Annotated in this window: 10 protein-coding genes; 5 read left to right on the top strand and 5 right to left on the bottom strand. The window is 61.3% G+C overall.

Annotation, left to right across the window (positions count from 1 at the left end):
• Window positions 1-5: 5 nt before the first annotated feature.
• Window positions 6-3,491: a DUF7948 domain-containing protein gene (locus tag LF252_RS14615; RefSeq protein WP_226270312.1), complete on the bottom strand. Its 3,486-nt coding sequence runs from the start codon at window positions 3,489-3,491 to the stop codon at window positions 6-8.
• 135 nt (window positions 3,492-3,626) lie between these two features.
• Here LF252_RS14615 and LF252_RS14610 point away from each other — a divergent pair, with 135 nt between their 5' ends.
• The 3 genes from LF252_RS14610 to LF252_RS14600 all read left to right on the top strand — a co-directional run bounded on the left by LF252_RS14610 (window position 3,627) and on the right by LF252_RS14600 (window position 7,716).
• Complete coding sequence (locus LF252_RS14610; protein WP_226270311.1) at window positions 3,627-4,757, top strand: endonuclease/exonuclease/phosphatase family protein; 1,131 nt, start codon at window positions 3,627-3,629, stop codon at window positions 4,755-4,757.
• A 238-nt stretch (window positions 4,758-4,995) separates the two neighbouring features.
• On the top strand, window positions 4,996-6,543 hold the full coding sequence (gene cysS / locus LF252_RS14605; RefSeq protein WP_226270310.1) for a cysteine--tRNA ligase: 1,548 nt from the start codon (window positions 4,996-4,998) through the stop codon (window positions 6,541-6,543).
• 153 nt (window positions 6,544-6,696) lie between these two features.
• Window positions 6,697-7,716, top strand: a complete 1,020-nt coding sequence (locus LF252_RS14600) for a M28 family peptidase (RefSeq protein WP_226270309.1) — start codon at window positions 6,697-6,699, stop codon at window positions 7,714-7,716.
• Window positions 7,717-7,791: 75 nt separating this feature from the next.
• On the opposite strand, the gene LF252_RS14595 is transcribed toward LF252_RS14600, so the two are convergent.
• Together LF252_RS14595 and LF252_RS14590 are read right to left on the bottom strand one after the other, a co-directional pair.
• Window positions 7,792-8,313 (bottom strand): GNAT family N-acetyltransferase, encoded by a 522-nt coding sequence (locus tag LF252_RS14595; RefSeq protein ID WP_226270308.1) that lies wholly within the window; start codon window positions 8,311-8,313, stop codon window positions 7,792-7,794.
• A 69-nt stretch (window positions 8,314-8,382) separates the two neighbouring features.
• Window positions 8,383-9,291: a S66 peptidase family protein gene (locus LF252_RS14590; RefSeq protein ID WP_226270307.1), complete on the bottom strand. Its 909-nt coding sequence runs from the start codon at window positions 9,289-9,291 to the stop codon at window positions 8,383-8,385.
• Window positions 9,292-9,430: 139 nt separating this feature from the next.
• On the opposite strand from LF252_RS14590, the gene LF252_RS14585 reads away from it, so the two are divergent.
• Both LF252_RS14585 and LF252_RS14580 read left to right on the top strand, forming a co-directional pair.
• Window positions 9,431-10,660, top strand: coding sequence for an alpha/beta hydrolase (locus tag LF252_RS14585; RefSeq protein WP_226270306.1), 1,230 nt, complete (start codon window positions 9,431-9,433; stop codon window positions 10,658-10,660).
• Window positions 10,661-10,726: 66 nt separating this feature from the next.
• Entirely contained in the window at window positions 10,727-11,887 is a 1,161-nt protein-coding gene (locus tag LF252_RS14580) for an alpha/beta hydrolase (RefSeq protein ID WP_226270305.1), read from the top strand.
• 72 nt (window positions 11,888-11,959) lie between these two features.
• On the opposite strand, the gene LF252_RS14575 is transcribed toward LF252_RS14580, so the two are convergent.
• A complete protein-coding gene (locus LF252_RS14575; protein ID WP_226270304.1) occupies window positions 11,960-13,225 on the bottom strand; it encodes a homoserine dehydrogenase in 1,266 nt (421 codons plus the stop codon).
• On the bottom strand, window positions 13,215-14,252 hold the full coding sequence (gene metX, locus LF252_RS14570) for a homoserine O-acetyltransferase MetX (RefSeq protein ID WP_226270303.1): 1,038 nt from the start codon (window positions 14,250-14,252) through the stop codon (window positions 13,215-13,217). The genes LF252_RS14575 and metX overlap by 11 nt, the downstream gene beginning before the upstream one ends.
• Window positions 14,253-14,486 lie beyond the last annotated feature (234 nt).

Here is a 14,486-nt window from a genome sequence, read left to right as displayed (position 1 = left end):
AGCCCTCAGCGCTGCACCGTAACCCAGCCTTTTATAGTGCGGCCGTCGGTGTCTTTCAGCAGGTAATAGTAGAGGCCATCGGGCAGATTATCGGCGCGCCAGTCGTTGCGGTAGGTGTCAGTTTCAAATACCTTGTTGCCCCACCGCGTGAACACCTGCAACCGGGCCGGCTGGCAGCTGAAACGCGGGATAAACGTCTCGTTTTTATCGTCGCGGTTGGGGGTGATGATGTTGGGCACGAACACCTCGCCTACCACCACCGGTACGAAGCTGGTTTCAACGGTGCAGTTACTGTATTGGGCCGTGAGCTTCACGTTGTAGGTACCGGGCTGCTGAAACACGTGGGTAGGGGCTTCCTCCATAGATACCGGACTTCCGTCGCCAAAATCCCAGGTGTAAGTGCCGCCGGTGAGTACCGGCACAAAGGGGCAGCTAAACGGAGCCAGCCCGGTGTACTGTGGGAAACTGGTGCACTCGGGCACACTTAGCGGAAAGTTGGTGGTTGGTGACGGGGCCAGGAGCACTTGCCGGGTGGCCGAGTTGGCGCAGCCGTTTTCGGTTACGGTGTAGGTGAGTGTGAAGATTCCGCCGCGCAGGTTGGTATTAGGTGGCGTAAACAACCCGCCCGCCGATACACCTGTGCCACTCCAGGTGCCGCCCGCCGGGGAAAAGCCAGTGAGCTGTACCGGTTGGGTTTCGTAAGCACAGAAGGTGAGATTGGGGCCAGCCTCTACTTTTGGCAATGGGTGCACTACAATGGTGCGTGTAGTTGAGCCGCAGCCCAGCGTATCGGCAATGGAGTAAGTGAGGGTATAAGTGCCAGGGCCAGCCTGCTGCGGGTTGAATACGTTGCCGGAAAGGCCTTTGGTAATACTCCAGGTGCCACCCGCTGGCGAAGCCTGCAGCGTAACCGGCGCGCCGTTGGCACACAAATCGGGCACGGGGCTGATGTTCAGTACACGCTCCGGGGTAACAATCAGGGCTAGGGGGCGCACACTTCGGCAAATGCCGGTGGTGGCCACGGAATACTGCAGCACGTTGCGGCCAACCAAGGCCGGGGTGGGCTGAAACTGATAGGTGCCGTTGGCTTGCCGCGTCACGCCGGGGCCGCTCCAGATGCCACCGGTAGGCTGCCCGCCCAGCGTAACGGGGCCATCTTTCACGCACACGTAGCGGGTAGGGCCGGGGTCGGCAACAACCAGTCCGAAGCTGATGGCGAAGGCGGCGTTGTTACAGTTGGTGCTGCCGTTGCGGGTGGTATAGTAGTTAGCGCCTTGCGGCACCGGGAAATTTTGGGTGCCGCGGCAGCCGCCGCACACAGCCTGGTACACCACTCCCTTCTTATCGAACCGGGAAGTGCCCCCGTCCACGTGCTCACCTGCGCCCCCAAACTCCCCATAAAAGGTGGCATACTCCAGCGCAGTGAGGCCAGCCGTAAACTGGGCAATGTAAAAGTCGCTGCCATCGGAGGTGCGCTGCAGGGCGTTGCTAGTAACGGGCAGGTTGCGGGTAGAGCCCCCGCCGTACCCGGCATTGGTAGCGCCTCCCCAGCCGCTCACGTACACCCGCTCACAGTCATCAACCAGAAAGGCCGTCGGTGAAATGTCGTAGCCGGTTGATACCGTACCGAAGGCCGTGCTGTAGCGGGTGGTGCTTAGGTCGGAACTGAGCTTGTGAATAAACTGGTGGGCCCCCTTCACCCCATATAGGTCGGTAGTAATGGGATACGCATCCGAGCCGGTTTGCCCCAGAGTGTACACGTCCCCGTTGGCATCCAGCTGCAGGAAGAAGACAAGATCCGGAGCGGAGGTGCCCAGATACGTAGCGTATTGCAGGGCGGTGCCATCGGGCGGGATGCAGGCCACAAACCCATCCTTGTCACCGGGTTGCTTGGGCTGGAGTGCGCCAGCAGTTGCGGGAAAATTGGCGCTGTTGGTGCCACCCGCTACGTACAGGTGTCGGTCGGGAGTTAGCTGCAGAGAGAAGCCGGCTTCGGCCCCGCTACCGCCCAGGTACGTACTCCACACCTGGCGGCTGAGCTGGCGGTTAAGCTTGCACACCACGGCATCGGAAGAGCCCTGACGGTCCTGCTGGATCGGCTGAGCCAGCGGAAAGTTGGCGCTTTGCGAAACAGTGGCTATGTATACGTTATTCTCCCCATCTGTGAGCACATCTCCCCGAAAGGCGTCGCCATAGTTGTTCACCAGGTTCAGGTTAAGCCCATCGTTGGCAGTACCCCCTAAGTACGTGGAGGCGGTCAGGCGGGCACCATCAAAGCTGAGGGTGCTGACAAATATATCGGAGCCGTTGGGGTAGCTCATAGGCCCACCCGAGCCGGAGCCGATGGGATTCACCGCCGGACCACCCTTGAAAGCCGTTTGCACTGCCCCGCTGGTAATGGGAAAGTTATTGGACCCGGTAGTACCTAAAATTACTAATTCGCCGAGGTTATTGACTACCAGGCTATGGGGGGCATCAGTGGAGTTCCCGCCCAGGTAGGTAGCGTAGAGCCGGGCCGCCGGGCCAGAGGTAGTAACGCGGTATTTGATGATGGCCACGTCGGCAGCACCGGCAAACCTGGTCTGGAAAGCTCCCGTGGTAGTTGGGTAACCCTGGTCGAAGGCCACGCCGCCAGAGTACATATTACCCTGCGCATCATAGGTGGCCGTGAAGCCCCAGTTGTCGGCCGAGGAACCGCTGAAGGAGGAGAACAACACCGTTGGATCAATAGTCAGCGGGAGCTTGGCATTGTAAGTACCCAGCTGAAAGCTAACCGTTTGGCCGCTGAGCACGAAGCGGCAGCTTACGGGCTGGCGCTGGCCCGAGGGCAGAGTTTGCCAAGCCTGGGGTGTTTGCTCGGTTACGGTGCCCACCGAGGTTTCTAACCGAAGCTGGCCCTCCGCCGTGAGCTGTAGGCTGGTAAGCCCGTCGTAGCGCAGCCGGATCTGGCCGGGACGGGCTCCGGGGACCAACTCAAAATCGTATTCCAGCTGTTGCTGCTGATTTTCGTAGAGGCGCACATCAATGCCCGAATACACGCTTGGGTAGCGCACCTGCCGAAAGCCACGCACCCCCGAAGCCCACTGTTGCGGGCTGCTACCCCGGAAGTAGTTGCGGGTGCCCGCAGTAGGCTCCTGCGTAACCGGCGCCAGCCGGGTGCTGCCGCCTACAAACGACATGGTGTAGGCGTGGCCGCGTACAGCAGTAGGGACCGGTTGGCCAGCCGCATTAGACTCACCGACACTGCTGCCGTGGTGGGAAATGGCCTGCGCATCGGCCGGGTGCAGCAGGGAATATGTGAAGCCGGTAGGAGTGAGGTACAGTTGGCCACCGGGTACCTCGGCCCTAAACAGTGCCGGACGAGGCCACTGGCCTTTATTTTCTACGAACTCCAGGCTTTGCTCGGGTAGGTTCACAGCAGCGGGGCGCGGGCGGGCCTGAGCCAGCAGCATATTCAGCAACAGGCAGATAAGTAGTAAAAATCGGGGCATACAGAAACGAAAATAAAGCCAGCGGAAGGTACGCACTCCGTTGCGCAAAACACAGACCATTTTGGCGGTAGGGCAGGCTCGCACGGAACGGCTACCTTTGTGGGCCTGACACTATTTGCCGCTGAAAAGTTGCCCGTGCGTCGTTCGTTTGCATTTAAGAGTACCGTGTTGGTGATGGGGTGGGTGCTGGTGGCCATTGCCTGCGCCCAGATTCCGGCGTACACCTTCTGGCCAGCTATTTTCGGGGCGCTTACGCTGCCGGTGGCCCTGGCCCTGAACCTGCTGTTGGTGGGCTACTGGCTGCTGCGGCGCTGGCCGGTGGCCCTGCTGCCCCTGGCGCTGGCTGTGCTTACGTGGCCGCACTTTCAGCGGGGGCTGGCGCTGCATCCATTTCGCCTGGTGAATGCGCCTGCCCCGGAAAAGGGTCCGGTGGTGCGGGTGCTGTCGGCCAACGTGCGGATATTTAATGTGTATCCGCAGCTGCGCAATGAGGGGCTGCAGTCATCGAAAGCCATGGTGAAATGGCTGCAGGACAACCCGGCCGATATCCTATGTCTGCAGGAGTTCTACAACGAACCGGCCGGGACCAAAACGCAGGATGGCACCGTGTTTCGCACGGTGGATAAGATCGGGCGTGAGGCGGGCCGGCAGACATTCCTGTCCAAAACCCTCACCAACAGTGCCGGGGCCGAGTTTGGTATGGCCATTTTCTCGCGCTTTCCCATCGTGCACCACGGGACCATCAGCTTCGGCAAACTCACCCAGAACCATGCCATGTGGGCCGATGTGCGCCTGCCGTCCCAGGATACTATCCGGGTGTACAGCTTCCACCTCCAGAGCATGAGTATGGAAGAGAAGGACATTGTGGACAGCTATTCCAGCAAAGCCGGCCTCAAGCAAAAAGGGGCCGGTCTGCTACGCCGCTTCAAGCGCGGGGCTATTGCCCGGCACTGGCAGGTAGATACGCTGGTGAAGCGCTTTAACCGGTGCCGCTACCCCATTCTGCTCTGCGCCGACCTCAACGACGTGCCCTACAGCTACAGCTACGACCAGCTGGCCGATAATTTCCAGAACGCCTGGGCCACGGTGGGTAATGGAGTAGGCAGTACCTACAACGGCCGCCTGCCCTTCGTGCGCATTGACAATCAGTTTGCCGGATTCCGGTTTTCCGTCGAGGATTTTCAGGTGCACCACGAAATTCCTTACTCCGACCACTTCCCCACCATCGCTACTTATCAACTGCGCCAGCCCGGAGCCAAACGCTAGGAATATGTACCGGCCGCGGAACAGTTTGTACTACCATTCGAACGTTATAGACTGCTTGTAAAGCAATTTGTACCGCTTGGACTGGTTTATAAACTAAGTTTCGGGAAATACGAAGCAGTGAGCAGACTTTTAGCCGGTCTATTCTGTTAAGATACCCTTTGTTGGTGGCGGCCGTAGCTGGTTATTAAAATCTGGCACCGCCGCCGCTTCTGCCGAAACTGCGGTTACTTTTGCACTTATGCAGCACCCTCTCTCGCTCTACAATACCCTCACCCGCCGCAAAGCCCCGTTCCAACCCCTCAATGCGCCCTTCGTGGGGGTGTACCTGTGCGGACCAACGGTGTACAACGAAGCCCACGTGGGCAACGCCCGCGGGCCGGTGGTGTTTGATGTGCTGACGCGCTACCTCCGTTACCTGGGCTACACCGTACGCTACGTGCGCAACATCACCGACGTAGGCCACCTCGAAGGCGACGCCGACGAAGGCGAGGACAAAATCGGGAAGATTGCCCGGGCTCAAAAAGTCGAGCCCATGCAGGTGGCTGAAGGATACACCAACCTGTATCAGGCACACATGGAAGCCCTGGGCTGCCTGCCGCCCGATATTACGCCCCGGGCCAGCGGCCACATTGTGGAGCAGATTGAGATGGTGCAGCAAATCATCGACAATGGCTTCGGCTACGAGTCCAACGGCTCGGTGTACTTTGATGTGCCCGCTTACAACGCCGCCGGCCGCGAGTACGGTAAGCTCTCCAACCGTGTGGTGGAGGAGCTGCTGGCCGGCTCCCGCGACAACCTGGCGGGGCAGGAGGAAAAGCGCAGCCCCCTGGATTTTGCCCTCTGGAAAAAGGCCGATGAGCGCCACCTCATGCGCTGGCCCTCGCCTTGGAGCGACGGGTTTCCCGGCTGGCACCTGGAGTGCTCGGCCATGAGCCGCAAGTACCTCGGCGCTGAGTTCGATATCCACGGCGGCGGGCTGGATCTGATGTTCCCCCACCACGAGTGCGAAATTGCCCAGAGCCAGGCCTGCAACCACCCCACCAACGAGGCCCAGGTGTGGATGCACAACAACATGATTACGGTGAACGGAGCTAAGATGAGTAAGGCCGTTGGCAACTTTATCACCATTAGCCAATTGTTCGAGGGTACTAACAACACCCTGGCCCAGGCCTACTCGCCCATGACTGCCCGGTTCTTCCTGCTGCAGGCCCACTACCGCAGCCCCGTGGATATTACCGATGAAGGCCTGCAGGCCGCCCGCAAAGGCTACCGCAAGCTGATGAACGGCCTGCGCCTGCTGGACAAGCTGCGCGAGCTGAGCCTCTCGCCCGACGTTATCAAAGCCCGCACCGTGGCCCCCGTTACGGAAGGCAAAACGCCCGATACCACCGCCGCCGATGCCGAGCTGCACAAGCTGGTGCAGGACTGCTTCGTGGGCCTGAACGACGACCTGAACACGGCCCGCTGCATTGCCAGCCTGTTCAATCTGTTGCGCAAACTCAACGGCTTCGCCGCCAACCCCGCCACCCTGGCCACCGTCAGCGCCGCCGCGCTGGACGAGGCTACCACGGCCTACCAGGCACTGGTGCAGGATGTGCTGGGCCTGCGCGACGAACCCCGGGCCAGTGCTGAAGACCTGCTCCGCCTCACCCTGGAGTTCTACCAGGAAGCCAAAGCCACCAAGGCCTACGATAAGGTAGACCAGATTCGGGCGGCACTGAAGGAACAGGGCATCGTGGTGAAGGACACCAAGGCCGGTATCGACTGGGCGTATAGTGAGGAGTAACACATGCTTTAGCTTGCGCAGGTACCGGCCGCTGTTGCCCGGCTTTCCGCGCAAGTCGTAGTTTGCAGAGCTTTTCCATTTGCTACCTTCTTAACTCCCTTTTTGCGCCGTTTTCTGCCGTCGCAAGCTAAAGCTTACGCTACTACGCCTCGTATGAAGCTTCCCCTTCTTCGCCTTGCCCCGGCCGCTGTGGCCAGCCTGCTCCTGCTCACGGCCTGCCCCAGCAAAAACGACACCGCCGAAACTACCGATACCGCTGCTGCGGAACCCGCGCTGCCCAAAGCCCCGGCCTTCAACGCCGATTCGGCCTATGCCTTCACGGCCAAGCAGGTGAGCTTCGGCCCGCGGGTGCCCAACACGGCGGCCCACGTAAAAACCGGCGACTGGATTATCGGCAAGTTCAAGGAAGCGGGCCTTACGGTGAAGGAGCAGCCCTTCGAGGCCATGGCTTTTGATGGGAAGATGCTCAAGTCGCGCAACATCATTGCCCAGTACATGCCCCAGGCCCCGCGCCGGGTGGCCATCTTCGCCCACTGGGATACCCGCCCCTTCGCCGACAAGGATAAGACCCAGAAGAACGCGCCCCTCGATGGTGCTTCCGACGGGGCCAGCGGCGTGGCCGTAGCCCTGGAAATGGCCCGCGTGCTGGGGGGCCAGAAGGATAGTCTGGCCCCCGGCGTAGGTGTCGATTTCATCCTGTTCGACTCGGAGGACTACGGCTACGACGGCAGCACCCAGAGCGAGAAGAAGAACCTGCTGGGCAATCAGGAGAGTTGGTGCCTGGGCTCTCAGTACTGGGCCAAAAACCTGCTGCCCGTGGGCTATAAGCCTAACTATGGCATCCTGCTGGATATGGTAGGGGCTAAGGGCGGCAAGTTCAGTCGCGAGGAGCTCTCCCGGCAGAAGGCCCCCGATGTAGTAGAAAAAGTGTGGAATACCGCCTCGCAGCTGGGTTTCTCCGACTACTTCCTGTTCGCCGATGGCTTTGGTATCACCGATGACCACGTGTTCACCAACAACGCCGGCATCCGCACCATCGACATCATCGACTTCCTGCCCAACGGGGAGTTCCAACCCTACCACCACACCACCCAAGACAACATGAGCATCATTGACCGGCGCACGCTCAAAGCCGTCGGTCAGACGCTGCTGACGGTACTTTACGGCGAATAAGCCAGATCTAATCAACCCATCAAAAAGCCCCGGTAGCACCAAGCTGCCGGGGCTTTTTTGAACGTGGGACATAATTTATCCTAGCAACTTATAGTACACTACCGTTGGCTCCAGCGCCCCACTGGGCACGCGGGCGAAGGCCGGAATGGCTCCGGCAGCCGTGTAGCCAAGCCCTTGGTACAGCAGCTCCGAACCGGCACCCTGCAACGTATCCAGCACCAGCGTGGAGCGGTTGTGTTGCCGGGCCAGCTTCTCCACGGCCAGCATCAGTTGCCGGCCAATGCCCCGGCGCTGGGCGCTGGAGTGTACCAGCAGCTTCGATACCTCAGCCCGGTGCAGGCCATTCGGCTTGGTGGCCAATACCAACTGTACAGTGCCTACTAGCTGCCCGTCGTTTTCTGCCACTAACAGGAGGGTAGTGCCCGCGGCTACGGCCGTGCCTACTTCCTGCCAATAGGCTTGCCCCTCGGCAGTAGGTAGGGGTGGCAGGAAACCCACGGAAGCGCCTGCGTCCACGGCGTCCCGCAACAGTTCTATAAGGCCACTTTGGTCGTGAGCAAACTCTGTGGCCGCTACGTAACGAATGGTAAGAGGCATACACCAGAAGGAAGGGGTGTGGAAAACCAGAAGGAAGGGGTGTGGAAAAATAATACGTTCCTACAGCGCTTAATCCAGATACTCCAGACGGCTACCGGCGGCATCCACCGTCAGGCGGGCTGCACGGCCTACAATCAGGGCATGGTTTTGGGGCTCGTGGCCTACCGGAAAGCCGTGGGCAATGGGGAAGCCGTAGCGGGCAGCGTAATGCTGGATGATTTCGTTGGGCGTCTGGCCGTAGGGTACGGTGTTGTCCTGGGGGTTGGTGAAATGGCCCACCACCAGCCCGGCCAATCCGGCTAGCTTACCCGTGCGGTCCAGGTGCACCATCATCCGGTCAATGGCGTACAGGTACTCGTCAATATCCTCCAGAAACAGGATGCGGCCCGCCGTGGATACGTCCGACTGGGTGCCAGTGAGGGTTTGCAGAATACTCAGATTGCCGCCCACCAGCTCGCCGGTGGCCGTGCCGGGCCGGTTAAGCGCGTGGGCCGGTGCCGCGTAGCTGATTTGCTCCCCAAACAGCGCCCGGCGCAGGCTCTCTAAAGAATCCTCACCGCCTTCCAGATGAAACAGGAGCGGCATTACCCCGTGAATACTCTGGTGCCCGTGCCGTAGCAAATGGCAATTGAGGGTGGTGATATCCGAAAAGCCGGCAATCCACTTCGGGTCCTCGCCGAAGTGCGAAAAGTCGATGCCGTCAATAATGCGGGTAGTGCCGTAGCCGCCCCGGGCACACAGAATGGCCCGGATTTCGGGGTTGTCGAGTTGCTGCTGAAAGTCCTGCCGTCGGATTTCATCGTCGCCCCCAAACTGGTGCTGCGCCACGTTGGTGCTGGCGCCCAGCACTATGCGCAGTCCCCAGCTTTCGAGGGTAGCTACGGCGGCGGTCAGTTCCTCGTGCGAGGCTTTACGGGCGGGGCACACAATAGCAACCTGGTCGCCGGGGCGGAGGGGGGGAGGGGCGGTAGTAGGCATCGAGAGAAACTAGCTAAGAAAGTAAACGTACTCAACGGAAGCATGTACTACTGTACAGAAGCAAGATGTTGTTGGAATAAGAAAAATTTTGATTGAAAGAGTTATATTTTAACTTGCATAGGTCATATCACGCCACCCTATGAAAAAACTTGTTCTTGCGCTGTTTTGCGTGTGGCTGGGCAGTGTGCTGGAAGGCGCGGCTCAAAGCCGCATTGATACTACTGGGGGTCGTTACTATCGACCCGTTTTTGCCAATGTGACCCGCACGCAGGATGTCACTTATGGGGCCGCCGCCGACTTTCTGGGTAACAACCAGAATCTGCGGCTGGATGTGTACCAGCCCACCGGCGACACCGTGCGCCGCCGGCCGCTGCTGGTATTTGCCCACGGCGGTGGCTTTGTTTCCGGCAACAAGAACGACGCGGACGTGGTAGAGCTGTGCACCCGTTTTGCCCGCATGGGCTACGTGACGGCCAGCATTGATTACCGGTTGCTCTTTCTGCCTTTCGATACTGTAAACATCGGGCGGGCGGCCATTCGCGCCACCCAGGATATGCGGGCGGCTATACGTTTCTTCCGCAAGGATGCCGCCACCAGCAAGACTTACCGCATCCACTCCGGGTTTATCTACGCCGGGGGCTCTTCGGCGGGGGCGTTTATGGCTCTGCAAACCGGCTATCTGGATAAGGATACGGAGGTACCCGCTTACATCGGGCTGGTGGCACTGGGCGGACTGGAAGGCAACGGCGGCAACCCTGGCTACAGCAGTTCGGTGCAGGGCGTCGTCAACCTATGTGGTGCCCTGGGCCGCCCTTGGTGGATTGAGGCTGGTAACGTGCCGGTAGTAAGCGTGCACGGTACCGCCGATGCCGTGGTGCCCTACGCGGCGGGCACGGTAGGCGGGGGGCTGCCCGCGCAGAAAGTGTACGGCAGTGCCATTCTGCACGCCCGTGCCACGGCCGTGGGCGTACCCAACCGACTATACACCTTCAAACGGGCCGGCCATGTGCCCTACAACGGCAGTAGCCCCGCCGCCGTGGCCTACATGGATACCACTACGCGCGTGGTGCGCGACTTTCTGCGGCCCCTGCTGCGGCAGGCCGCTACCGTAACGACCACCAAAATAGCCGCCACTGCCCCTACGCCCCAGGCATTCCCGGTGCCGGCCACTGCTGCCGTGCAGCTGCAGTGGCCGGCTACGCAGGCGTTTCGGCGGCAGCCGGTGGAAGTGCTGAACACCACCGGGCAGGTAGTACGCCAACTGCAATGGGAGCAGCCCACGTTGGTACTGCGGCGCGGTGCCCTGCCGGCCGGTACTTACCTGGTGCGCACGCAAGGGCTGGCGGTCCGGCGCATTGTGTTCTTGTAAGGCCGGTGCTGCCATCAGGTAGTATCTTTGGAAAGGCAGCTGCTTTACTGGCGGCTGCCTTTTGCTATGAAATACCTTTTGCTGCTGTTGCTCAGCTGCTGCCTGCGGGCCGCGCAGGCGCAGCCGACGACGCCCATCGATACTACCCACGGCCGCTACCACCGGCCGGTATTCCGGCAGGTACAGGTGCGCCGCAACGTGGAGTTTGCCCACGTAACCACCATGATTGGGCTGCCCCAGACGCTGTACATGGATGTGTACGAGCCTCAGGGCGACACCGTGCGCCGCCGCCCCCTGGTCGTGCTGGCCCACGAAGGCGGCTTCCTCACCGGCACCCGCGACGATGCCGTCATGACAGCCCTGTGTACCCGCCTAGCTAAGCTGGGCTACGTGGCCGCTACCATTGATTACCGGCTCTACTTCTTCCCGTTTGATACCGTTGGTATTGGGCGGGCGGCCATTCGGGCTACCCAGGATATGCGGGCAGCCGTGCGCTTTTTTCGCCATGATGCGGCCACCGCCCGTAAGTACCGGGTGCACCCGCAGTACGTGTTTGTGGGCGGTTCCTCGGCCGGGGGCTTCATGGCCTTGCAGACCGGCTACCTTAACAAAGAGGCTGAAGTGCCCGCCTACCTGGATTTGGCCGCGCTGGGCGGGCTGGAAGGCACCGGCGGCCACGCGGGCTACAGCAGCCGCCCCCGCGGCGTAGTGAATTTGTGCGGCGCCCTGGCCCGGGCCAGTTGGCTGGAGGCCGGCGACCCGCCCCTGTGCAGCGTGCACGGCACCCGCGACGGGTTAGTGCCCTACGCCAAAGGCACCATTGGGGCGCAGCTGCCGGCCCAGTTGGTGTACGGCAGCGGGGCGCTGCGCCTGCGGGCCAATGCTGTGGGCGTGCCCAACGTGCTGCGCCGCCTGCGTGGCGCGGGGCACGTGCCATACTCCTTTGAGCCCATTTATATCGACTCGGCGTTCTTTGCCATGCGCGACTTTTTGCGGCCGTTGCTGGGTAGCGGGGCACCGGGCCCGCTGCTGGCCGCGGCCCTGAACCCGCGCCGGGAGGCCCAGGTAACGGCTATGCTGCTGCCGCGCCGGGTGCAGCTGGTACCCGCGCTGCCGCTCCCCCCGCCGGAATGGCAGCCCGATCTGCTGAAAACGGCTCCTGATTCGGTGCCGCAGCGGCCGGTGCCGGCAGCGGCGGAAGCTACCGGCGCGGCTTCGCCCCGGTAGAAATCAGTAGCCCTGCTACTGTACCCAAGTAGCGGGGCTGCCGGTAAACAATGCATTGCTCTACGGCTGAAATCAGGCCAGCACTTCGGCCGTGAGTACTTCGGTGCTGACGGGGCGGAGGCGGCCGGTGCGCACGATGAACGCACCGTATTTGCGCAGGGTATCCCGGTGGCGGATGAGGTTAGCCAGAGCCACGTAGCCCACCACGTACTCGTCCTCGTCGGCCTCCTCCGAGATTTCGCTGAAGTCCAGCAGGTCAATCAGGCGGTCCTCATCGGTACGCAGGTAGATTTCCACTTCCAGGTCGGAGGCGTACTCGGCGGGGTTGGCGGCTTTGGAATACTGGTAGGTGAATCCCTGGCGCAGAGCGGCCAAATCGGCCAGCACGGCCGAGCCGGTGGGGTGCCCCCCGGCCCCGCGCCCCTGCAGAAACTGCTCGCCCGCGAAATCGGCCTCAATCACCACCCCATTAAACTCCCGGTCCACCGAATACAGCGGCGACTCGGGGCCCACCAGCTGGGGCGTTACCAGGGCGGTAATGCGGCCATCGGCCAGGCGCTGCAGGCCGGCTACAACTTTAATTTTCTGCCCGTTGCTGGCGGCAAAAGCAATATCCACAGCGCTAATGCCTTCGATACCCAGATTTAGCACCTCATCCGGGTTCAGGAAGGAGCCGTAGGCGTGGGCAGCCAGCAGCACGGCTTTGGAGCGCGGGTCGAAAGCGCCCATGTCCAGGGTGGGGTCAGTTTCGGCAAAGCCTTTGTGCTGGGCTTCCAGCAAGGCCGGGGCGTAGTCGGAGCCATCCTCCCCCATGCGGGTAAGCACGTAGTTGGAGGAGCCGTTCAGAATACCCGTAAGGCGGCGCAAGGGCTCAGCCCCAAAATAGGCGTCCAGCGTCCGAATGATGGGGATGCTACCGCACACGGCCGCTTCGTATAATAAGGTGCCCTGGCCGGCGCGCTGCAGCTGCACCAGCTCCGGCAGGTGGCGGGCCAACATGGCTTTGTTGGCCGTCACCACCCGGCGGCCCCGGCGCAGCGCCTCGCTTACCAGCCGGAAAGCCGTATCGGCATCGTCAATTACCTCCACCAGCACATCCAGTGAGTCGTCGTTCAGCAGGGCCTCGGCATCAAACTCAAACCGCCCGGCCGGCAGCGGGCGGGTTTTGCCCGGCGTTTTCACGGCAATGCGACTTACGGTGAAGCCCGCTTCAGGGCGTTGCTGCAGAATATCGTACAGGCCCTGGCCTACGCAGCCAAACCCAATCAGGCCCACGCGCCAAGGGTGGGCCGGGGCAGGTGCGGAAGAAACAGGCGAGGGAGCAAGGTTAGTGGACATACGTCTGGACGTAGAATCGTTCGAGGAAGTGGGTGATTTGGGCGGTTTCAATCAGGAAACCGTCGTGGCCGTACTGGGAATCCATTTCGGCGTACATGGCCCCCTTGATGTAGCGGGCCAGTAGCTGCTGCTCCTGGGGCGGAAACAGCACATCGGAGGTGATGCCCAGCACCAGAGTGCGGGCCCGAATCCGGCCCAGGGCCGCCTGCACCCCGCCCCGGCCGCGGCCCACGTGGTGCGAGTCCATGGCGTAGCTGAGGGTTACGTAGCTGTAGGCATCGAAACGGGCCACCAGCTTGTCGCCCTGGTAGCGCTGGTAGGAGCTGGCCAGAAAATCAGTGGTTTTGGTTTCGTCCGCGTCGGTTTGGGTGCGGCCGTAGGCATCGTGGCTGCGGTAGCTAAGCAGGGCCACGGCCCGGGCCGCCCGCAAACCCGCCGCGCCCCCGGCCGGAGTGGCCTGGTGGTAAGTAGGGTCGGCCAGAATAGCCAGGCGCTGCGCCTCATTGAAGGCAATACCCCAGGCCGAGTGCCGGGCGCTGGTGGCCAGCAGCACCAGGTTTTCAAACACACCCGGCCGCTGCACCGCCCACTCCACCGCCTGTTGCCCTCCCAGGGAACCCCCAATCAGGGTATGGATGCGTTTGAGGGCCAGGTGTTCCCGCAGTGCCTCATGTACTGCCACCATATCCCGGATGGTAATGAGCGGAAACTGCTGAAACGCAGCCTCACCGGTAATGGGGTCGGGCGTGAGCGGGCCGGTGGTGCCGTAGCAGGAGCCCAGCACGTTGGCGCACACGATATACCACTCGCTCGGGTCAAAATGGCAGCCGGGGCCTACCAGGCCGGGCCACCACTCCAGCACATCAGAGTTGGCCGTGAGGGCGTGACACACCCACAGCACATTGTCGCGGGTGGGGCTCAGCTGGCCGTAGGTATGGTACGTTACCGCCACGTGCGGTAGTACACCGCCATTTTCCAGCCGCAACGGCCGGGGCAGATGAAACACGTGGGATTCTGCGGAAGACATTGTCTCGGAGTGATGAGTTATGAATGCTGAATGATGAGGTATAAATGCTGACTTATTCGCGCCAATTCAGCATTCATACCTCATCATTCAACTCTCAGAAAAGGTGCGGGCACCACTGCTGCACGAGGATTTTCTCTCACAAAAACCCGTGCGGATGCCCGCGCTGCGTGCTGGAAGCTGCGTAATGGGTGGCTCTCTCACCTGCCGCCCACTACCTCAACCCCTCTCAAGTTT

It is taken from the genome of Hymenobacter pini, from assembly GCF_020421205.1.
Classification (GTDB): domain Bacteria; phylum Bacteroidota; class Bacteroidia; order Cytophagales; family Hymenobacteraceae; genus Hymenobacter; species Hymenobacter pini.
This window is presented reverse-complemented; position numbering and strand designations above follow the sequence as displayed.